Below are 20,617 nucleotides of genomic sequence, written 5' to 3' on the forward strand. Positions count from 1 at the left end.
AATTTATTCCAATGTACCACAAATTCTTGGTGCCAGGCACCCCAATTACACACATGTGTAATCGCGGTGCCTGGCACCTGTATTTTTTTAGCGGATTTTGGTGGAATTTTTTGTCGATTTGCCGATAGAAATAGTAGAAAAAATTAGTAGAAAGATAGAAAGTGAGAAAGGGGGCTAACGCTTTTGAGAAAGATGACTTCACTGGCTCTCATCCTGGCATTCTTTTTATCTCTTTTTATCACACATGCGGAAGCAGCAGCGAGCCAGACTAATCAAAAAGCAAAAGTTACAGCAACAATTTTAAATGTCAGATCGAAGCCAAGTACGCGCAGCAGTATCATCGATAAACTGAAAAAGAATGCAGCCGTTACCATTAAAACAGAATCGAATGGGTGGTCCCAAGTATCTCTTAAAAAGGGGACAGGCTGGGTATCATCCAAGTACTTGAAAAAGGATGCCCCGGCATCCACGGCGAAAACAGGGTACGTCGCGGCGACCTCTCTTAATCTTAGAGCAAAGGCTTCGACTTCCAGCAAATCATTGATGTTTTTGAAAAAAGGAAACAAGGTGACCATTCTAAAAACGTCTGGTTCCTGGTATTACATCCAGGCATCAGGCAGCAAGAAAGGGTATGTATCCAAGAATTACATCTCTGCGAAAGCACCTGCTCCTTCCTCATCTCCAGCAAAAACGGTATATGGCTATGTCAACGCCTCTTCTTTTTTAACGCTGAGAGAAAAAGCTTCAACGTCAAGCAAATCTCTCATGCAGCTGCCACGAGGAACAAAGATTACAATCATAAAGACGTCAGGGTCCTGGCACAATGCAAAAGCTCCTAACGGAACAATAGGCTGGGTTCTTAAAAGCTATGTCACCAGCAAAGCACCCGCACCTGCTCCAACTAAAACGGTTTATGCTTATGTTAATGCGGCATCTTTAAATGTAAGAGAAAAAGCGACAACCTCCAGCAAATCGTTGATGACGCTGAAAAAGGGCCAGCAGGTGAAAGTTTTGGATCCTGGAAGCACGTGGAGCTATATTCAGGCTTCAAACGGCACAAAGGGATGGGTGTCCAAGAAATACTTGTCACCGAGTGCTCCTGTCTCTCCGCAGCCATCCATTAAAAAAGGGTATGTGACAGCTAACGATTTAAATGTAAGACAAGGGGCGGGAACCACTTATATAGTACTGGGCAGACTAAATGCCGGTGCCGAAGTGCAAGTGATTTCCAGCAAAGGAGACTGGCTGAGCATCAAGACATCCAAGGGATTAAACGGGTGGGTGCATATGGCCTATATCACTTACACCAATCTTCAGGATGACAGCTTGTCTCTACCGGCAAGTTTTCCGAACCTAAGAGGAAAAAAAATTATGATTGACCCAGGGCACGGCGGTTCAGATGTCGGCGCAATAGGTGCTGGATATGGCACCTATGAAAAAAATGTCACGCTGTCCACCGCACTAATCCTGCAGCAAAAACTCCGAGCGGCCGGGGCAACAGTCTACATGACACGCTCCACCGATACATACATTCAGCTTACTTCGCGTCCACAGTTAAGCAATAACTACTGGGTGGATGCATTTGTTAGCATTCACTACAATTCAGGAGCATCTGCTGGAACAGGGATCGAGACGTTCTACCAGCGGGGTTCACAGTATAGCCGATTAGCTTCCTTAGTTCAGCAAGGGGTTGTAAAATATACAGGCTTCAGAAACAGAGGTTATGCAAGTAATAACCTTCAAGTGCTGCGAACCAACAAGCGACCTTGTGTTCTTGTTGAACTCGGTTTCCTATCGAATAAAAGCGAAGAAAAGATTGTGAAAGCATCAGCCCATCAGCAAAAAGCTGCCGCTGGCATCGCAGAAGGGCTGAACAATTATTTTAGATAGCCAATTGATTTGGTGCCAGGCACCGCCCTTACACAAGTTTGTAATCGCGGGTGCCTGGCACCATTTTTTTTTCTACTTGAGAAGGGAAGTGAAGACGGCTGTAGAACATTATACTCTACCTCTTGTTTTTGCATCGCTCTTTCCCCATCCTTTAAAACCCCCAATCGAAAGGAGCCCCGTAATGCCGCGCAAACAACGACCCTGGTTTCCGGGTGCAATCTACCATATTACCTGCAGAGGAAACCGCAAAACCCCCATCTTCTATGACCGAGAAGACTATCTCTACTACCAATACCTGCTGAAAAAGACAAACAGACGACACCCTTTCAACCTTCATGCTTATTGCCTCATGCCTAACCATACTCATCTTCTTCTGGAAACGACCGTCAGTCCTCCAGGCGAAGCGATGGGTTATTTAAATACTCAATATGCCAAGTATATCAATAGAAAATATGATCTCGTCGGGCATGTGTTTCAGGGACGGTATGGTGCTTCTCTCATTGATTCCATGATGTACTTAATAGACGTCAGCCGTTACATTCATCAAAATCCTGTAGCCGCACTAATGGTACTGAATGCGGAAGACTATGAGTGGAGCAGCTACAGTCACTATATTGCAGCTGGGCTGGATCCAGGTGTAAAGGTGAAAACCGAATATATCCTGTCACAGTTTCCAGCCCCTAAACAGGAGAATTACAAGAGTTTCATAGAGGGAGCGGAATATGGCGATATTGTGAGGAGGGCGCCGGTGCTTTAATAACGGATTGGTGCCTGGCACCAACAAATTACCAATATTTTTAAGAAATTTCATTTTACTAGAAAAGAAAAATGATATAATTAAGCTTTCATAAAATTAGACAAAGATGGGGAAGAGAATGAATACATTTAAACGAACGCTATCCGTTATAACCGCTGGATTGGTAGGAACGAGCCTATTAGGTTCAGCTGTTCACGCGCAAGGAACAGAGCTTGCTAAAAGAAACATGTTTTTCAGCACACAAACGATCGAACAACCCGCTGAATCCATCGATCTAGCCAACGTAAATAAAAGAGAAATTATCGTAAAAACCAAAGAAGGAAGCACGTTTGCACCATCTGCTTACGGTTTGGTCAATACCGCCTCACCTTCGATCCTGAAAGAAGAAGGAATCAGCGTCTATCAGATACCAAACGATAAAAATTATGAAAAGACACTGAATCAGATTAAAGAGGATCAGGCAGTTGATTATGCTGAGCCGAACTATGTTTCCAAGAAATCAGCAGAGCCGGTATTGCCGAACGACAAACTGTATGATCAGCAGTGGGCTTTGAAAAAGATCAACTGGACAAAAAACCTTGTGAATCCTTCCGCAGGACAGAAGCCTGTTATCGTTGCGGTTTTGGACACTGGAGTTAATGCGAACCATCCTGATCTACAAGGAAAGCTGCTTAAGGGCAAAGACTTTGTCAACAATTTACAAGCGCCCACTGATACGGTCGGCCACGGGACTGAAGTCACCGGGATCATAGGGGCGACGACAGATAATAAGATCGGAATCAGCGGTCTTAACAATTATGTTAAAATCCTTCCTGTACGGGTCGGAGGCAAGGTATCCATCCCTAATTCAAGCGTGATCGCTGGTCTTCATTACGCGATCAATCAAGGGGCAAAAGTTATCAACATGAGTTTTGGATCGGCGGAACCGAGCCAGGCTGAATACGATGCGATTATGGAAGCTGTCCGCAAAGGAATCACCCTTGTTGCTGCATCAGGAAATGAGAACCCGGTGTACGGTGTGAACTATCCTGCTGCCTACCCTCAAGTCATCAGTGTCGGTGCGACAAGATATAACGACACGATCGCGCCTTTCTCTAGCAGAGGGCCTGAGCTTGATGTGGTGGCTCCGGGAACGGACATCATGACGACATTGAAGGATCGCACCTATGGCCAAAAAGGTGTGTCAGGGACGTCATTCTCGGCACCGATGGTATCCGGATTGGCTTCGCTTTTATTAACAAAAAATCCGTCACTGACACCTCAGCAGATCGAATATATGATTGAAAAGTCAGCTTACAAGCCTAATCGTTCCGGTTATAATACCGCTGCCGGACTGACTGATTTTTATGGATACGGAAGAATTGATGCGGCAAAAGCTTTAGAAACAAACTTCCCTTCTCTTTCTGGAGATACAACAGAAAATCCGGCGAAAGCGAAATGGATAAGCAAGGGAACCGTATACAAGGATAAGTTTGACGTTCCTTTCGATGGCGATATGCACCGATTCAAATTAACGAAAGAGTACAATGTGAAGATTGAAGTATCTGCTGCAGCAGGCATGGATCCAGTCATCGCTGTGGACAGAGTTTCACGTGACGGAAAGTTGACGTATGAAAAAATAGCAGATAAAAGCGGAGTGGGCAAAGCCGAAACATGGTATGCGAAACTGAAGCCAGGCATCAATTATGTGACTGTTTATGAAGCGAACAACCACTGGTCCGCAAAGCCGTACAGTATGAAACTTACAGCGTATGAAGCTGTAGCGCCAGCTGCTCCTAACGTAAACAAAGTCGATAGCAACGATAAATATGTTACCGGAAAGGCAGAAAAGAAATCCAGGGTAGAAGTCAAAAAAGGGAATACCGTGATTGGAAAAACGACGGCAAGTTCTACAGGCGCGTATAAAGCCCCAATCAAAGTTCAAAAACGCGGCATGGTTCTATACGTAACAGCAACCGACGCAGCAGGCAACAAAAGCAAGCCAACCAAGATCACAGTAAAATAATATAATATTCTTTGATGATCAGCTGAAAGGCTCTCCGTTTTTTAACCCGGAGAGCCTTTTTTATTTGGTGCCTGGAACTGCGATTGCACACTTGTGTAACGCAAGTGCCAGGCACCAAAATTAGCGCAATTGAAAGTGAAGCTTAAGCCGCCCTTGCATTTCTACCCGATACGTAAAATGTACCGAGATAAGAAGAATGAACTAGTCTTATAGATATGTTCCTACAGGGTGCCAGGCACCGCCGTTACACACTTGTGTGAAGATGGTGCCAGGCACCCTCTCGGCACCCTATCAAATCACACCAAAAAATACATCTTTCTGCCCAAATATACAAAAGAGTTAAAAAATTTACTTGTAATCTTATAGTTTCTTCCGATATATTTAGTAGTATATGGCACTTATGGTCGAATAAGGAGGGTTACGCATTTGAAAAAGGGAAGCACGAACGCGGTCAAAACTCTGGTCATTTCCTCTGCTTGTGCGGGGGCTATTCTATTGCTTCCGTCCAAAGGAGAGGCAGCATTAGGAGATCAAGTGTTAAGGAACGGCATGAAGCACCCGGATGTGAAAGAACTGCAGCGGGCACTTTTGCAGCAGGGCTACTTAAAATCTTCTTATGTTACGGGTTATTATGGATCGATCACGACAAATGCAGTAAAGCAATTCCAGAAAAAGCACCATCTCGTCATCGATGGGATTACAGGCAAGATGACGGTGCGGGCGATTACTCAAACGACTGGGATCAAAACACCTCCGAGTACTCCTAAAACTGCAGAAGCAGCCTATAAGACGCTGAAGCAGGGTTCACAGGGGATTGAGGTTGAAAGACTTCAGAGAAAGCTTAAGGAGCTTAAATACTTTAAATACCCTAAGATCACTGGGTATTATGGCAGGGTTACTGCAGATGCTGTAAAAGCCTATCAGAGGGAAAAGAAGATAACGGTATCAGGAATCGCGGACGATCGGACTCAGCTGTTACTCTTTAAGACCTCATCAACTGCTCCTGCAAAAGGCCAAATGCCCGTATCTGCTAAACCGAAGCCTGCATCAGGGGCTTTGCGTTTGAATTCAGTAGGATCGGAAGTATATGAGCTTCAGTCCAATCTAAAGGATCTTGGTTTCTACAGCTATAGCCTCGACAGGATTTTCGGAAAACGGACCGAGGCAGGCGTCAAGTCCTTTCAAAAAGCTTACAAGCTTCCCGTCACAGGAGCAGCAGACAGTAAGACTCTTGCAAAATTAAGTGCCGAAGTAAAGAAAAAGAAAGATGAGCAGGCCCCTCCTCCATCCACAGGACTTCGTTTGAAATCTGTAGGGCCTCAGGTTTATCAGCTTCAATCCAACTTAAAAGCTCTTGGTTTTTATACATATAAGATGGACAACATCTTTGGAAAGATGACTGAGTCGAGCGTCAAGTCTTTCCAGAAGGCTTATAAGCTTCCTGTTACCGGGGTCGCCGACAGCAGGACCCTTGAAAAAATTACGGCTGAAGTGAAAAAGAAGGGGATTGAACCGGCTAAACCGGAAACGGCCGCCAAGCCGTTCAGCGTCATTAACCTGGTGGGGGATGCGGCTGAGCTTGTCGGAACGCCATATACTTGGGGCGGTGACACCTTGGAAGAAGGCTTCGACTGCAGCGGCTTCCTCGTGTACTTGTTCAAGAAACAGAACGTTCAGCTGCCTCGAACGGTTGCATCTATTTGGAGTGCTGGAAAACCAGTAAGCAAACCGAAAGTGGGGGATATCGTATTCTTTGAAACGTACAAAAAAGGGCCTTCCCATGCGGGCATCTATATCGGCAACAGTAATTTTGTGCACAGCGGTTCACGCGGAGTAACCGTCAGCGACTTTAGGCTGTCCTATTGGACCGACCGCTATCTTGGTGCCAAACAGCTATATTGATACAAATCGGGTGCCAGGCACCGCCTTTTGACATATGTCAAAACGTGGTGTCTGGCACCTTCTTTTTGGCGCGTTCTTTTACTTCTTCAGTTTAATCATCCGGGTACCGTAACAAAGGTATTGGGTCCGGCTTGATTTGGTAAGGGAAGGATAAGTGTATGTGTGGTTGCCGATGTAATGGCCGTCTTTATGGATACGTTTGATGACCGAAGGATTGGCTTTTACCTGTTTTCCGACGACAAAGAAGGTCGCTATCACATGGTATTTTTTTAGGATGGTGAGAATTTGGTCCGTTGTTTTTCCGTCGGGTCCGTAATCCATGGTGAGGGCAGCTGTTTTCTTTGTATTTGGACCTGACCGGTACACCTCAGTCGATTTTGTGGCTTTAACGGGTTGGTCAGAAGAATGAATGAAATGTCCAGCAAAAAAGCAAACAAACCGAAAAAATATCCCCTTTTTCATGTTTGATCTCCCTTTTCTCAATGGAGTGAATTTCTTACTGTTGGTGGTTTTAAAGGAGTAGACAGTGCTTCCTGAAAAAAGTTTCATGGAACAAATTAAATCATCCAATTTTTTAATTTCGGTTGGAGAGACATTGACTTTTTGCCTATCCGTTACCATAATAGGAATAAAGTACTTTATTTTTGGATAATAAATGGAAAAATCATATTAATATATTACTGGAAAACGTATTTGAGGAAGGGTAAACAACATGAAGGCAGGGGCAATTGAAGTCCATGACTGGAAAAGTAATATTGTTCCTCATCAAACAGAGGAATGGTACTATCATTCTTTTAAAACCTTGCTGGGATTGAGGGTTAAAGGATATCAAAACCGCCATCGGTATTACTTTTCTCTTTATAAAAAAAATATTCGAGCGCTATATATCACGAAGCATGCGGCATACCGATGGAACATCCGCATCGGTCCGAACATGGGCCTTGTTTCCCTGCGGTCCTACATGAATACACTGTGGTCTGAGCCGGAGCGGGTAATCATCATCGGACGGAATACCGGAATCATAGATAATGAGATTGTATTTACTTTTGAAGTCGAAAACAGCAGCATGATTGTTACGACCTTTTATGGAAGGATTTCTATTCTGCCTGCTTTGCAAAGCATCACAAACCTGCATAAACTGGACGATTATCCCCATCAGCTGCTTGATCTGTATCGGCCGGAACATGTACTGCGGCATCAGAAGCTTCCGATTCTGCCCATGAATTCCATGATGTTCTCTGGATCCCGTTTTTCCTATAAGCTTGAGGAATTCCTATTCGAGCAGAACACCCAAAGACTGATCAGCGGCTTCCGTCCATCTTCTATGGGTTTGGAACGCAAACGGTTTTTGTATACGTTTATGAATAACGGTCAGCTGACGGTAAAAGAGCTCATCCCCGGACAAAAGATTGGTAAAAGTGTAAACAGTGCGCTGCGGCTTATCTCACAGCCGGAGATGGCTGCCTCTTCCTCAAGCGAGCTTCTGACCCAATAAACGGAAAAAAGAGAAACCCGCCGAGGGTTTCTCTTTTTCTTTAGGATTGCGGGGGATAGACCTTCCATGCTGAAAGATCAGGTGTTTTGTTAAGAAGCAGTGCTTCCGGAAAAATAAAGGTCCATGGCTTGCTTGTGTTGGCCTTTACTTCAAAATCAGTCAGCTGGAAGGCTCCTTTGGCTGTCAGTTCACCGCTGCCGTCTTTAAAGCATAACGGAAGCTGTTCCACTTTGATGTCTTTATCGCTCCCGTTACGGATGAGCAAGGTAACAGAAAGGTCACTGTTATCGGCCATACGGGCTTCGATGCCCATAAAATTGATCTCGCCGGCTGTCAGAGGAGGGAGGTTACTGACCATCTCATAAAGCCTTGTCTTCTGCACATCGTTTAAGCTGTTCTTCCAGCTTTCATGGAGCATAAGCTGGTGTTCAGATGGTGCTTTCTTCTTCAATTCAAAAGCAATTTTCCAGTCATTATCTGCAGGAAACACATTTCCGGTCAGATCTTCTTCAGAAAACATGAAAATCCATGGCTGGCAAGCGCCCGCCGGAAGATCGCCCATCAGCTCAAGATCAAACGTTTTGCGTGCAAAGGCGGTTCCCTCCGCATCAAGAAGAAGCAATGTCACTTCCTCGAATCGGATGCTTTTGGACAATGTGTTGCGGATGAAGGCATTCACCATAAAACTGTCGTCATCTGCTGCCACATCCATTTTTGAGATCGAAATTTGGTTTGGTTTTAATTTAGGCAGCTGTGCATGGTGGAACTGGTACACATAGCGCTCCTGTATGGCAATGTCCCAATCCGGATGAATGTGAAGTTCCGTTTCCGCCTCTTCAGCAGCGGGCTCCTGGCCAGCGTCGGTATCTTGAACCGGCTCCACCACGGCTACGGGTGTCTCGTTCGTATCTTTATGGTTTGTATTCTTTTTGAAAAAGGATAGCATTACTGTCCTCCGGTTAGTTCCGTTTGGCTGTATTGGACCACAGTCGCAAACTGGATGGTGATTTCTTGGCTCCATTCTCTGTGCATGCCGAGGAACGCATCATACGCGTCTTTTTCAAACATGCGGTAAGGATCTTCCTGAGAGTAGCTCTTCAGGTGCATGCCTTCTTTTATAAAGTTCATCGTTTCCAGGTGGCGGAGCCAGAGGGTATCGAGCGAACGCAGGATAAAGCCTTTCACCTCGTGATCGCGTTCTGTATTCCCTTCTTCGGCCAAACGTTTCATCAGACGATTCCTCTCTGCCAAAAACCGATCAATGGTTTCCTGAATCTCTTCCTTTTCCATGTCGTTAAACGTGGATTCGGTCAGCGTTTGTTCTGGAAAAATCGTTTGAAGATCAGCCCTCAAACCGTTAAGATCCCAGTCGTCAGACGGCAATTCCTCCACACAATGGGCATCGGCCACATGCGTGGCATATTCCTTCGTGCTCTCCTGGATGAGGGGATAGACGGATGGTTCATCCAAGATGCGGTTGCGGAGGGCATAAACGACCTTGCGCTGCTGATCGGAAACGTTATCCACCTTCAGCAGGTGTTCACGTGCCGAGTAGAAGATTCCCTCAATGGAAAGCTGTACTTTGTTTACAAACTTGAGAGGTTCGGGTTTGATGACTTCCCCTGTGGAGTTGGTCTCGGCTTTTTTGATCCATTTGTCGATTTCTTCTTTATCCATCTTGCTGAACAGCTCGTCCTCAAGAGACAGGATAAACTGGGAAGAACCCGGATCTCCCTGGCGTCCGGCACGTCCGCGCAGCTGGTTGTCGATGCGGCGGCTCTCATGACGTTCCGTTCCGATGATATGGAGTCCGCCAAGTTCGGATACGCCCTCACCGAGCAGGATATCAGTTCCGCGTCCGGCCATGTTCGTTGCGATCATGATCGCTCCTTTTTGCCCCGCCATCGAGATGATGCGCGCTTCCTGCTCTTCGCTTTTTGCGTTCAAAATCAGGTAAGGGAGGTTCTCCTTGTCGAGAAGGGAAGCCAGATGCTCGGACTGCTCGATGGAAGTCGTTCCGACGAGAATCGGGCGTTCCGTCGCATGAAAAGTTTTGATATCAGCTACGATCCGCTTGAATTTATCAGCAAGGCTGCGGTAGACAACATCCGGGAGGTCTACGCGCTGTCTCGGACGGTTCGTAGGGATCTCAACAACATTCAAACGGTACGTGTTGTAAAACTCCTGTTTTTCCGTCGAGGCAGTACCTGTCATGCCGGAAAGCTTGGAGTAGATTCTAAAATAGTTCTGGATCGTGATGGTCGCCTGGGTCTCGTTCTCATCCTTGATCTCAAGCCCTTCTTTAGCTTCGATCGCCTGCTGAAGGCCGTCGCTGTAGCTGCGCCCTTCCATGACCCGCCCGGTGAACGAGTCGACGAGCGTCACTTCGCCGTCCTTAACGATGTAATCAACATCGCGTTTCATGACCGCGTGGGCACGAAGGGATTGAAGGACAAAATGGAAAAGCAGCTGATGCTCTTCATCAAACAGATTGGAGATCCCGAAAGAGCGTTCGATGGTCTGAACGCCTTTCTCTGTAAGAAAGAGCTGTTTCGTATCGGTCACGAGTTCAAAGTGCTCGTCCCTATTGAAGAGGGAGACGATCTGATTTGTGATATAAAACAGATCGGCGGATAGCTGTGATTTATTCGCGATAATGAGCGGTGTTCTCGCTTCGTCGATCAAAATCGAATCAATCTCATCCACGATGGCATAGTGAAGCGGCCGCTGCACTTTTTCAGAAGAGTGAAGCACCATATGGTCACGAAGATAGTCAAAACCGAACTCGTTGCCTGTTCCGTATGTAATGTCGGCAGAGTATGCTTTTTGTTTCTCTTCCTTAGAGATTTGCGATGTATTCAAGCCGACTTCAAGGCCAAGAAAACGGTGGATTTTTCCGATCGTTTCAAAGTCGCGGCCGGCAAGATATTCATTGACCGTAATGACGTGAACGCCTTTTCCTTCTATAGCGTTCAAATAGCTCGGAAGCGAGGCGACGAGTGTTTTGCCTTCCCCTGTCTGCATTTCTGCGATTGAACCCTCGTGCAGGACGAGTCCGCCAAGAAGCTGAACGTCATAGTGGCGCTGCCCGAGGATTCGCTTTCCAGCCTCACGGACGACAGCGAAGGCTTCAAGCTTGATGTCGTCCAGTGTCTTTCCGCTGTTGAGCAATTCCCTAAAATATTGAGTCTTCTGCCGCAGCTCTTCATCCGTTAAGCGAGAGATTGGGTCTTCCAGCTCATTGATCTGCTGTACTTGTTTATTTAAACGTTTGACATCAGCGGAAGAGTATCCTTCCATAACCTTTTTTACTATTCCCAGCATAATAAATCTGCTCCCTTTGTCAATTGCATATATATGGCATTTCTATCATATAAAACTATTTATTGGATGTCTATTCCAATTCATTGACGGTGCCAGGCACCGTTTTCTCTTCTTCTTTATTATCGTCCAAGTTGTGTTCTTATTTTAGGATAAAACTTAAAAACCCTGATTGAAGGCTTGAAAGCTGCAGAGCGCGATACAGTGCTTTCGAAGCAAAACCCCTGCATATCCTGAATGGAATAGCTTCCTGTTCCATTTAGGCCAGCCGATGTTGGGCTATGGGGCTTTGGCTCAAACAACACATCGTGACCATGGAAGAGGGGGAATTTAAGCTTACGAGCGGAGATGAACTATATATCGATCAGCCGTTTAAAGCGGTTTCTGTAAAAGGAAAGTATCTGTCTCACAAAAAGAGGAACTACAACGGCGTCCTGGAAGTGTCTTTCGCCGATCCTAAAAAGAAACGTCTGAATGCCATCTGCCGTCTGAACGTGGAAACGTATCTCCAGGGTGTCGTACCGTCAGAGATCAGTGCAAGCTGGCATCCGGAAGCAATTAAGGTACAAGCGGGGCAGCAAGAACGTATGCGCTGAAGCTTCTTCGTCCAGCGGGCAAGTGGGATGTTTACGATACGGTCGATTCGCAGGTTTATAAAGGTGCCGGACAGGAAGAGCCAATGTCAATGCTATCATCAACGGGGCTACAAAAGTTGAGGTTATCACATACAAAGGCAGTTTGATCAATGCTTACTTTTCGGCCTCTGCCGGAGGATACACGGTCGGTTCAGGATTCGTCTGGAGTACGGATCTGTTGTCATACTTAGTGGGCAAACCCGATCCTTATGACCAGTCAAAATTCGCGAAAAACTGGTGGACGTATGAACTCAGCTTTGATGAGATCAGCAAAAAGGCGGCTTCCTACTAAATTGGCGAAGTGATTGACATTAAAATTTTGGAAAGGGAATATACACGGGCGACGAAGGTAAGAATCACTGGATTTAATGAAACTATTGAGATTTCAGGAGCTGACTTTCGAAAAATGATGAACGCGGACGCCATGAAATCGGCTATTTTTACGCCTCGCCTTGTGAAGAATGAACCAGCAAAAAAAGAGAGTTATCCAAAAGGATAACTCTCTTTTCAGGGGTTAGGGGTTGGTGGTGGTTATATAAAATATGTACCCCGCCTGCCATTGTTCTAAACCTGAAAAAAACAAACTTTTTTATTTAGATTGTGGCATCATTGACTACAGCGTAAAATAAAGGTAGCATGAATCATTAATGAATACATACAGCCTACACAGTTGTACTTAGCGAGGTATGAATATGAAAAAGAAAATTAAAGTAATGACGATCTTCGGTACACGGCCCGAAGCGGTTAAAATGGCGCCGCTCGTCCTGGAGCTGAAAAAATACCATGAAGAAATAGAGCCTGTTGTTACAGTGACTGCCCAGCATAGGCAGATGCTCGATGCGGTCCTCGATACGTTCGACATCACCCCTGACTATGACCTGAACATTATGCAGGACCGGCAGACGTTAAGCCAGATAACGACCAAGGCGCTCATTGGCCTTGAAAACATTTTGAAGGATGTCAAACCGGATCTTGTCCTCGTCCATGGGGATACAACGACGACATTTGTGGCCGGCTTGGCAGCATACTATCAGCAGATCGCGGTTGGACATGTAGAAGCAGGGCTGCGTACACATAACAAATATTCCCCGTTCCCGGAAGAGCTGAACCGCCAGCTTACCGGTGTGATCGCTGACCTTCATTTTTCACCGACGCCTGCTGCTGCCCGCAACCTGCTGGATGAGAACAAGCAGGGAGACAGCATTTTTGTCACGGGTAATACAGCAATCGACGCGTTATCCACGACCATTCAGGACGTTTACACTCACGAGGTGCTTGAAAAGATCGGCCATGACCGTCTGATTTTGGTTACGGCTCACCGCAGGGAAAATCTCGGAGAACCGATGAGGAATATTTTTCGCGCCATCAAAAGAATGGTGGAGGATTTTTCAGACGTACAGGTCGTTTACCCCGTCCATTTGAACCCGGCGGTCCAGGAGCTGGCGAATGAAATTTTAGGAAACGATCAAAGAATTCACCTGATTGAGCCGCTTGGTGTTATTGATTTTCATAACTTCGCCTCACGTGCCCATTTGATTCTGACAGACAGCGGCGGAGTGCAGGAGGAGGCTCCGTCTCTTGGTGTTCCGGTACTTGTTCTCCGCAACAACACAGAACGTCCCGAAGGCATCGGAGCAGGAACGCTAAGGCTGGCTGGAACGGAAGAAGAAAATATTTATATGATCACAAAAGAACTGTTAACCAACAGCCGTGCGTATGAAGAAATGGCCAAAGCGTCCAATCCGTACGGAGACGGACAGGCTTCACGCCGGATCGTCGAGGCGATCCTCTATCATTATGGTATGCGGACGGAGCGTCCGGATTCGTTTCACGCATAATCAAGTACACGATGCAGCACTTAGCCTTCATGGATTTCCGATGAAGGCTTTTTGCGTTTTATTCAGGAGTCCATTGGGGAAAATAAGACGGTATGTATTCAAAATGGATTTGGAGTGATTGTATGTCTTCACCTTTTCGCCAGACAGCAAGAGAATTTCTTCAGAGTGATAAAATCGAAATCGTGAATTATCCTTCAAGGAGGCCGGCCAAATGGTTCGGCCGCAAAAAGAAAATAACCGTCGTTACCGCAGCTTACAATGTGGAGACGTTTATCCACAAAACGGTAGATTCAGTCATCCAACAAACCATGGACTTCGATGACATCGAATATATTATTGTCGACGACTGTTCGACAGACAGAACGAAAGAAATTCTTCATCATTATGCCTCTAAGCATAAAAACATATGTGTGGTTTCCTTGAAGGAAAACACAGGAACACCTGGAACTCCGCGTAATATAGGAATTGAGCTCGCAACCGGAAAATACATTACTTTTTTAGACGGAGACGATTGGCTGGAGCCGGACGGGCTCGAAACACTCGTAAACATCCTTGAGGAAACGGGTGACGATTATGCAGTCGGAAAAACGATCAAGGTCACCTCGGATTCAGAGACCATCATTGGCGAGCATGAGTCGGTCAAAGAAAGACGGAGCATCACACCGTACGAGATTCCCCGCATGTTTTACCATATGGGGCCTCGTGCCAGAGCGGTAAAGCTCTCCTTGCTTAAAGAGCATGACATCGGCTTTCCTGATATGAAGTTTGGGGAAGACAAACAGTTTTTCTGTGATGTTTTTTTTCATGTAAATACCATTTCCACAACGACAAAGCCTGTCTTTTACGTCAACCGGACCGATGAGAACCCCGGTTCACTAACGAAGGTAACCTCTGTTCTGGATAAACGGCGCTGCGATCTGCAGGTCATCCAGCATATTAAAGCGCAGAATCTGCCGGTTGAAAAAGAGAGAGCCGCGTTAACCAGGCTCTATGAAATTGATATGTTTAAGACGTTTGACAGCCAGGTTTTTGTGCGATCGGATGAGAAAGAGGCTTTCATTGGCGTACTCCGCGAAGCGATGGAAACGACGAAGGACCTTCGGTATGACTTCAGGGAGTCCTTTCAGGTTCCAATGTACCGTGCCGCCGCTGATCTGTTTATGGAGGACCGAATCGATGACTTTATCCAGTTATTTACATGGCTGAAAAGAGAAAAGAACAAGAAATACGTGATAAAAGACGGACTCCCGTATTATGAGCTTCCTTTCTTCAACGACAAGTTTCAGCACATCCGTATACCCATGCTTGCACGAGCTATCGATTCCTATACCGAAAATGGGGACTACGTGCAGACCTTTGAAATCTATGGCGACCATGTCGATCACGTCAACACGGTGTTGATCAGAGACAGGAAGAACTATTGGAATGAAATACAAGTGGATTTCGAGATTAGCGGAAACAGAGGGGAATTCAGAGTCCCATTCAAGAAGCTGAATCAATTGAAAACAGCTTTCTATACAGTTTTCATCCGATACAATGATTATGAACTGATCAATATTAAACGGATCCTGAAGAATGAAATGGTGTATAAAGATCGTACGTTTAATTTTTACTCTACCAAAGCAAATAATATCGGTTTGAAAATTACCGAGTAACCAGGATTGACAAGGGCTTAGACGGCTCTTGTCTTTTTTTGTTTCCAATATGTTGTAATAAAATAATTGGAAAACGGTTGTCAAAAAATGAAGAATTCAGATGAATAGTATAGGGTAGGGCCGATTTATGCCGGATTTTATGCGGGTATTTACAACTTTTTTACATGTTTTTTACAAAATTAAAGAAGAGACGAAAGGATTTTTGTATGCTTTTTAGTTCAACTGTCTTTATGTTTTTATTCTTGCCAATCGTATTGCTGCTTTATTTCCTATCGCCTCGCCCGTTTAAGAACACGATCTTGCTCGGCGCGAGTTTGATTTTTTATGCCTGGGGAGAACCGCGGTTTGTACTTGTCATGCTGTTCTCCATCGCGATGAACTATGTGTTTGCACTGATCGTAGATGCGAAGCGTGAGGAAAAAACGAAGGTGAAATGGATCATCGGCGTCATGGTGGCCGCTAACTTGCTGCTGCTCGGAGTGTTCAAGTATTCCAACTTTATTGTGGATAACATTAATGAGTTGTTTGGAATGAGTATTGATATTCCGAAAATTCCGCTGCCGCTGGGAATCTCTTTCTTTACGTTCCACGCCATAAGCTATGTGATCGATGTTTACCATAAAGAAAAAGCACAGAAAAACCCGATCGACCTGGCACTGTATATCGCGCTGTTTCCGCAGCTCATCGCAGGCCCGATCGTCCGGTACCATACGATTTCCCACCAGCTTAAAGAGCGTTATGAGACGTTCCAGCGCTTTGCCTATGGGACGAAGCGGTTCATTATGGGGTTAGGGAAAAAAATGATTCTGGCGAATGGCTGTGCTTATGTGGCTGACCATGTTTTCGCACAGAATCCCGGAAGCATGTCAACCAGCCTTGCCTGGATCGGAATCATCGCCTATTCCCTTCAGATTTACTTTGATTTCTCGGGATATTCCGATATGGCGATCGGGCTGGCGAAGATGTTTGGATTTGATTTTCTTGAAAACTTCAACTATCCGTATATCTCGCGTTCCATCAGCGAGTTCTGGCGCCGGTGGCATATATCCCTCGGCTCTTGGTTCCGTGATTACGTGTACATCCCTCTTGGCGGAAATCGAAAAGGGGAGATGAGGACGTACTGGAACTTGTTCATCGTCTGGATGGCAACGGGCATCTGGCACGGAGCGAGCTGGACCTTTATCGCATGGGGTCTTTATTACGGAGCATTCATCATGCTTGAGAAAGCGTTCCTTGGCAAGCTGCTGATCAAGGTGCCGCGGTTTATCCAGCACATTTATGCCGTTTTTATCGTAGTGATCGGATGGGTGTTTTTCCGTTCTGAAACGTTCAGCTATGCGTATTCCTATATTCAAACCATGTTCGGCCTGAACGGGACAGGGCTGTGGGACACAGATGCTTCCTACTATTTTACTCAGTATGGAATGGTGGTCCTGCTCGCACTTATTGGGTCAACGCCGTTCTTAAAGCTATTGATGGACAAGGTGGAGGACAGAGCGGAGACCTCTCAAGGAATTGGTATTTTTGGACGGGATATCGCAATGACGAGCTATTATGCCGTCATCCTTGTACTGACTGTTATTTATATGGTTTCTAATTCGTTCAACCCATTCATCTATTTCCGGTTCTAAAAATCATAAGAAGGGAGACGGGGGCACGAGATGAAGAAAAAAATAGCGGATATGATTCTTATTGGCTTTTTGCTGCTGTTCATCTTCGGCTTTGGATTATGGACGTGGCTGAAGGATGATAACCCTGTTTCAGCATTGGAGAACAGGGATTTGAAGATGCGGCCAGATGCAACGGTGGAACGGCTGCTATCAGGGGAATACTTCAAATCCTTTGAAGCTTATTTTAATGATCAATTCCCGGGTAGACAGGCGTTTATTGAAGCCAATGCCTCGGTTGATAAATTTATCATGCAGAAGGATGAAATCAGGGATGTGTATGCTTTAAAAAATGGCTACCTGATCAATCCGGTGCATCCGAAAGACAAGACGAAGGAAGTAAATCATAAGATCAATTCCTTCGCCCATACACTTAAAAAGAAAAACATAGATGTGTACTTTGCATTGCCGCCAAACAAATCGACCATCATGGAGAATAAACTCCCGGATTACATCGAGGCCCACGGCAATGAGCTGTCAGATAAGCTGATGGATGGTTTCTCTAAGGATGTTCATGCGCTCGATCTGCGGCCGACGATAAAGCCTCATCTTCAAGAGCCGAATATGTATTTCCATACGGACCATCATTGGAAGCCGAAAGCCGCTCATTATGCCTATGAAAAAATCATTGATGAAATGAATAAACAGCATCCCGGCGTAGGCAGGCCGATTCCGAAGAGCCAGTTTACGTGGAAAGAGGCTCCAGAAAAATTTTACGGTTCAGATGCAAGGAAAACAACCAAATCGTATGCTTCCAAACCCGATACGATTACGATCGCACAGCCAGAGTTCAAGGAAAAGCCAATTTCGATCTGTTATCGGAAAACGTGCGGCCATTCATTTTATGATATGTCCAAGCTTAAGGAAAAAGGCACTTACGCTAACCATTATCAGACATACTTCTCTGGAGACGTCTCTGAGGCCGTCATCAAGAATCCGAACAAGCCAAACGGTCCGAAGGTGCTCATTCTAAAGGATTCCTATGTGAATCCGATGATCCAGTTCCTGTCCCGCAACTTTAGCGAGACACGAATTATTGATATGAGGCACTACAAGCAGAAGAGCGTCTATCAGTACATTGACCAGCACGATATCGATGCTGTTCTGTTCGTGCATAACATCAACTCCATTAATATCACACCAGCCTTTGTGGACTTCAAACACCCAGGCGGCGGTGAAAATCAATAAATGGTGTAGTGTTATCAAAGTAAACCATCCATTCCGGGGGGACAGCTCCCTGGAGTGGATGGTTTTTTGTGCAGGAGAAAAAGATGCGCAGCTTACCGAACAACACAAAAAATCCCTCTTCAACAGGAGAGGGATTTTTGTTTCTTCCTATTTATTAGGTTTTCTGATCGCGTTCAGTACAGGCCGGTAATTTTGACCGACAAGCCCTACGCCTTCAACTACAAGCTCGATGCCCAGAGTTAGAACGGCAATGATGAACAATGAACCCCAGAGCGTCGAGGTTGAGAAGAGGATCGCTGCAATCCCGAACACCGCGCTCATCGCATAGATGATCAATACCGTTGTGCGGTGGGAGTAGCCCAAACGCAGGAAGCAGTGATGCAGATGCGATTTGTCGGGTGCTGACAACGGCTGCTTATGCAAAATCCTTCTTATGATCGCGAAGATCGTATCAGAGATTGGAACACCAAGGATAATCACCGGCACCACAAGAGAAAACAACGTAACGTTTTTAAACCCAAGAAGTGATAAGACCGATATGATGAACCCTAAAAAAAGTGCTCCGGTATCGCCCATGAAGATTTTAGCGGGATGGAAATTGTAGAACAGGAATCCAAGAGTTCCGGCCAAAACGACACCGGCGATTGCCATGACAAGCACGTTGCCCATGATAAAGGCCATCGCGGCGATCGTGAACAATACAATAGAAGAAACCCCGGCGGCAAGCCCGTCCAATCCATCGATCAAGTTGATCGCATTCGTAATGGCAAGAACCCACAGCACCGTTAGCGGGATGCTGAACCAGCCCAGCTCCAGACGTCCGTCGAAGGGGAGATTAATGAAATGAACCTGAATGCCTCCGAAAACGACAACACAGAGAGCGGCTGCAATTTGCCCCGCAAGCTTTACTTTGGGTGATAATTCATAAATATCATCAAGTAATCCGGTCATAATAATGATAGCTGATCCCAAAAGGATGGGCACCGTATATGGGCTTTCCGGATGAAGGACCCAGAAGCCGATTAAAAAGCTGATAAAAATGGCGAGTCCGCCCGCTCGAGGCATCACTTTCGCATGAACTTTTCGGTTGTTTGGACTATCGACCGCTCCGATAAAGAAAGCGGCTTTTTTAACTAAAGGTGTTAGTATGATCGATGCTAGAAAACATACGAACAATGTAACGTAAAACATATGACACCTCATTAATTTCAAGATATGTTTCTGCTGTGTACCTACAAAAGGGTCGAAACGATTTGTCGATTCTTGTAGGTTGAAACAGAAAATACATCAATATTGTCAAATTTTTCGATTTGGTCTCTAGGATTATACCATAGAAAATAGATTCTCAAGTATAAAAATATAAATTTTTGGAAATACTGTACGGCGAATTAAAAAATCCCCGGAAGAAGAAGCAAAATGCTCTTCCTTGCCAGGGATTTACTGAATGAAATTTTTTATCGGACTGGAACTTTTGCGATCTGCTGCATTTTAACCTGAAGCACTTTTAAAGCGAATTGCGGAAGTGCAATCTGGCGTTTCCAGCGGGATGGCTGCTTCACTAAACGGTAGAACCATTCAAGGTTCATCCTTTGCCACACTTCAGGCGCACGCTGTACTTCTCCAGCAAGAACATCGAATGTACCGCCGACACCCATGAAAATTCCGTGCTCGAAGCGGGAAAGATGCTGGTTAATCCACGCTTCCTGACGCCCGGCGCCTAATGCAACAAGGACGATGTCAGGTTTGATGTGCTCAATCGTGCTCGCTATCTTATCATCATTCAGATCAAAGAATCCATGATGGTAACCGGCTATCGTAACGTTCGGATATTCCGTTTCAATGGTTTCAGATGCTTTTTCAATGACCTTGTCCCGTCCGCCAAGCAAATAAACACTGTAGTTTTTCTCGTTCGCAAGGCTTAAAAGGCGAAGCGTCAGATCAAAACCGGTCACACGTTCCGGAAGAGGAAGTCCGAGAAGGCCGGCCGATTTAATGATCCCGATGCCGTCAGCTGTGACGTAATCCGCGTTTTTAATGACGGACATAAAGTCTTCTTCTTTACGGGCCTTCATGACGACTTCCGGATTCGCCGTTACGACGAACGCCTTCTTTCGGTCCTCAAGGTGAGAATGAAGTGTATTTATAAAATTGTTAATGGTTGTATTTAAAAAGTCGATTCCCAGTATGTTCACTGTATTATTCATCATTAATCCCCACTTTTTGCAATTGGATCATTACACAGCTTCTGAAATAGGAAGTTTCTC

General features: G+C 45.5%; 16 protein-coding genes. 11 read left to right on the forward strand and 5 right to left on the reverse strand.

Annotation, left to right across the window (positions count from 1 at the left end; translation table 11 throughout):
- Positions 1-192 precede the first annotated feature (192 nt).
- The 4 genes from QYF49_RS02885 to QYF49_RS02900 all read left to right on the forward strand — a co-directional run bounded on the left by QYF49_RS02885 (position 193) and on the right by QYF49_RS02900 (position 6,554).
- Positions 193-1,890 (forward strand): N-acetylmuramoyl-L-alanine amidase family protein, encoded by a 1,698-nt coding sequence (locus QYF49_RS02885; protein WP_290399027.1) that lies wholly within the window; start codon positions 193-195, stop codon positions 1,888-1,890.
- A gap of 181 nt (positions 1,891-2,071) precedes the next feature.
- Positions 2,072-2,647, forward strand: coding sequence for a transposase (locus QYF49_RS02890; protein ID WP_290398122.1), 576 nt, complete (start codon positions 2,072-2,074; stop codon positions 2,645-2,647).
- A 118-nt stretch (positions 2,648-2,765) separates the two neighbouring features.
- The gene (locus QYF49_RS02895) at positions 2,766-4,652 is read left to right on the forward strand and encodes a S8 family serine peptidase (RefSeq protein WP_290398123.1); all 1,887 of its coding nucleotides are present in this window, start codon (positions 2,766-2,768) and stop codon (positions 4,650-4,652) included.
- 426 nt (positions 4,653-5,078) lie between these two features.
- On the forward strand, positions 5,079-6,554 hold the full coding sequence (locus QYF49_RS02900) for a C40 family peptidase (RefSeq protein WP_290398124.1): 1,476 nt from the start codon (positions 5,079-5,081) through the stop codon (positions 6,552-6,554).
- A 78-nt stretch (positions 6,555-6,632) separates the two neighbouring features.
- On the opposite strand, the gene QYF49_RS02905 is transcribed toward QYF49_RS02900, so the two are convergent.
- Complete coding sequence (locus QYF49_RS02905; RefSeq protein ID WP_290398125.1) at positions 6,633-7,016, reverse strand: polysaccharide deacetylase family protein; 384 nt, start codon at positions 7,014-7,016, stop codon at positions 6,633-6,635.
- Positions 7,017-7,266: 250 nt separating this feature from the next.
- Here QYF49_RS02905 and QYF49_RS02910 point away from each other — a divergent pair, with 250 nt between their 5' ends.
- Positions 7,267-8,049 carry a hypothetical protein gene (locus QYF49_RS02910; protein WP_290398126.1) on the forward strand — a complete coding sequence of 261 codons (783 nt, stop codon included), beginning with the start codon at positions 7,267-7,269 and terminating at the stop codon, positions 8,047-8,049.
- A 40-nt stretch (positions 8,050-8,089) separates the two neighbouring features.
- On the opposite strand, the gene QYF49_RS02915 is transcribed toward QYF49_RS02910, so the two are convergent.
- Together QYF49_RS02915 and secA2 are read right to left on the reverse strand one after the other, a co-directional pair.
- Positions 8,090-8,995: an accessory Sec system S-layer assembly protein gene (locus QYF49_RS02915; protein ID WP_290398127.1), complete on the reverse strand. Its 906-nt coding sequence runs from the start codon at positions 8,993-8,995 to the stop codon at positions 8,090-8,092.
- Positions 8,995-11,373, reverse strand: a complete 2,379-nt coding sequence (gene secA2 / locus QYF49_RS02920; protein ID WP_290398128.1) for an accessory Sec system translocase SecA2 — start codon at positions 11,371-11,373, stop codon at positions 8,995-8,997. The genes QYF49_RS02915 and secA2 overlap by 1 nt, the downstream gene beginning before the upstream one ends.
- 278 nt (positions 11,374-11,651) lie before the next feature.
- On the opposite strand from secA2, the gene QYF49_RS02925 reads away from it, so the two are divergent.
- The 6 genes from QYF49_RS02925 to QYF49_RS02950 all read left to right on the forward strand — a co-directional run bounded on the left by QYF49_RS02925 (position 11,652) and on the right by QYF49_RS02950 (position 18,353).
- Entirely contained in the window at positions 11,652-11,966 is a 315-nt protein-coding gene (locus QYF49_RS02925; RefSeq protein WP_290398129.1) for a SpoIID/LytB domain-containing protein, read from the forward strand.
- Positions 11,967-12,306: 340 nt separating this feature from the next.
- Positions 12,307-12,504, forward strand: a complete 198-nt coding sequence (locus QYF49_RS02930; protein ID WP_290398130.1) for a hypothetical protein — start codon at positions 12,307-12,309, stop codon at positions 12,502-12,504.
- A gap of 193 nt (positions 12,505-12,697) precedes the next feature.
- A complete protein-coding gene (gene wecB, locus QYF49_RS02935; RefSeq protein WP_290398131.1) occupies positions 12,698-13,843 on the forward strand; it encodes a non-hydrolyzing UDP-N-acetylglucosamine 2-epimerase in 1,146 nt (381 codons plus the stop codon).
- 122 nt (positions 13,844-13,965) lie between these two features.
- On the forward strand, positions 13,966-15,498 hold the full coding sequence (locus tag QYF49_RS02940; protein WP_290398132.1) for a glycosyltransferase family 2 protein: 1,533 nt from the start codon (positions 13,966-13,968) through the stop codon (positions 15,496-15,498).
- A gap of 206 nt (positions 15,499-15,704) precedes the next feature.
- The gene (locus QYF49_RS02945) at positions 15,705-17,129 is read left to right on the forward strand and encodes an MBOAT family O-acyltransferase (protein ID WP_290398133.1); all 1,425 of its coding nucleotides are present in this window, start codon (positions 15,705-15,707) and stop codon (positions 17,127-17,129) included.
- Positions 17,130-17,159: 30 nt separating this feature from the next.
- Positions 17,160-18,353, forward strand: coding sequence for a DHHW family protein (locus tag QYF49_RS02950; RefSeq protein WP_290398134.1), 1,194 nt, complete (start codon positions 17,160-17,162; stop codon positions 18,351-18,353).
- A gap of 147 nt (positions 18,354-18,500) precedes the next feature.
- On the opposite strand, the gene QYF49_RS02955 is transcribed toward QYF49_RS02950, so the two are convergent.
- Positions 18,501-19,544 (reverse strand): glycosyltransferase family 4 protein, encoded by a 1,044-nt coding sequence (locus QYF49_RS02955; RefSeq protein ID WP_290398135.1) that lies wholly within the window; start codon positions 19,542-19,544, stop codon positions 18,501-18,503.
- 263 nt (positions 19,545-19,807) lie between these two features.
- On the reverse strand, positions 19,808-20,560 hold the full coding sequence (locus tag QYF49_RS02960) for a WecB/TagA/CpsF family glycosyltransferase (RefSeq protein WP_290398136.1): 753 nt from the start codon (positions 20,558-20,560) through the stop codon (positions 19,808-19,810).
- Positions 20,561-20,617: the final 57 nt, after the last annotated feature.

It is taken from the genome of Fictibacillus terranigra (assembly GCF_030412265.1).
GTDB classification, from domain to species: Bacteria; Bacillota; Bacilli; order Bacillales; family Fictibacillaceae; genus Fictibacillus_C; species Fictibacillus_C terrinigri.

Excerpts from the sequence above, each read along its gene's own strand:
- QYF49_RS02960 (WP_290398136.1), bottom strand. The coding sequence starts at position 20,560 with ATGATGAATAATACAGTGAACATACTGGGAATCGACTTTTTAAATACA.
- QYF49_RS02945 (WP_290398133.1), top strand. The coding sequence starts at position 15,705 with ATGCTTTTTAGTTCAACTGTCTTTATGTTTTTATTCTTGCCAATCGTA.
- QYF49_RS02940 (WP_290398132.1), top strand. The coding sequence starts at position 13,966 with ATGTCTTCACCTTTTCGCCAGACAGCAAGAGAATTTCTTCAGAGTGAT.
- QYF49_RS02910 (WP_290398126.1), top strand. The coding sequence starts at position 7,267 with ATGAAGGCAGGGGCAATTGAAGTCCATGACTGGAAAAGTAATATTGTT.
- QYF49_RS02895 (WP_290398123.1), top strand. The coding sequence starts at position 2,766 with ATGAATACATTTAAACGAACGCTATCCGTTATAACCGCTGGATTGGTA.
- secA2 (WP_290398128.1), bottom strand. The coding sequence starts at position 11,373 with ATGCTGGGAATAGTAAAAAAGGTTATGGAAGGATACTCTTCCGCTGAT.
- QYF49_RS02885 (WP_290399027.1), top strand. The coding sequence starts at position 193 with ATGACTTCACTGGCTCTCATCCTGGCATTCTTTTTATCTCTTTTTATC.
- QYF49_RS02925 (WP_290398129.1), top strand. The coding sequence starts at position 11,652 with ATGGGGCTTTGGCTCAAACAACACATCGTGACCATGGAAGAGGGGGAA.
- QYF49_RS02905 (WP_290398125.1), bottom strand. The coding sequence starts at position 7,016 with ATGAAAAAGGGGATATTTTTTCGGTTTGTTTGCTTTTTTGCTGGACAT.
- QYF49_RS02955 (WP_290398135.1), bottom strand. The coding sequence starts at position 19,544 with ATGTTTTACGTTACATTGTTCGTATGTTTTCTAGCATCGATCATACTA.
- QYF49_RS02890 (WP_290398122.1), top strand. The coding sequence starts at position 2,072 with ATGCCGCGCAAACAACGACCCTGGTTTCCGGGTGCAATCTACCATATT.
- QYF49_RS02950 (WP_290398134.1), top strand. The coding sequence starts at position 17,160 with ATGAAGAAAAAAATAGCGGATATGATTCTTATTGGCTTTTTGCTGCTG.
- wecB (WP_290398131.1), top strand. The coding sequence starts at position 12,698 with ATGAAAAAGAAAATTAAAGTAATGACGATCTTCGGTACACGGCCCGAA.
- QYF49_RS02915 (WP_290398127.1), bottom strand. The coding sequence starts at position 8,995 with ATGCTATCCTTTTTCAAAAAGAATACAAACCATAAAGATACGAACGAG.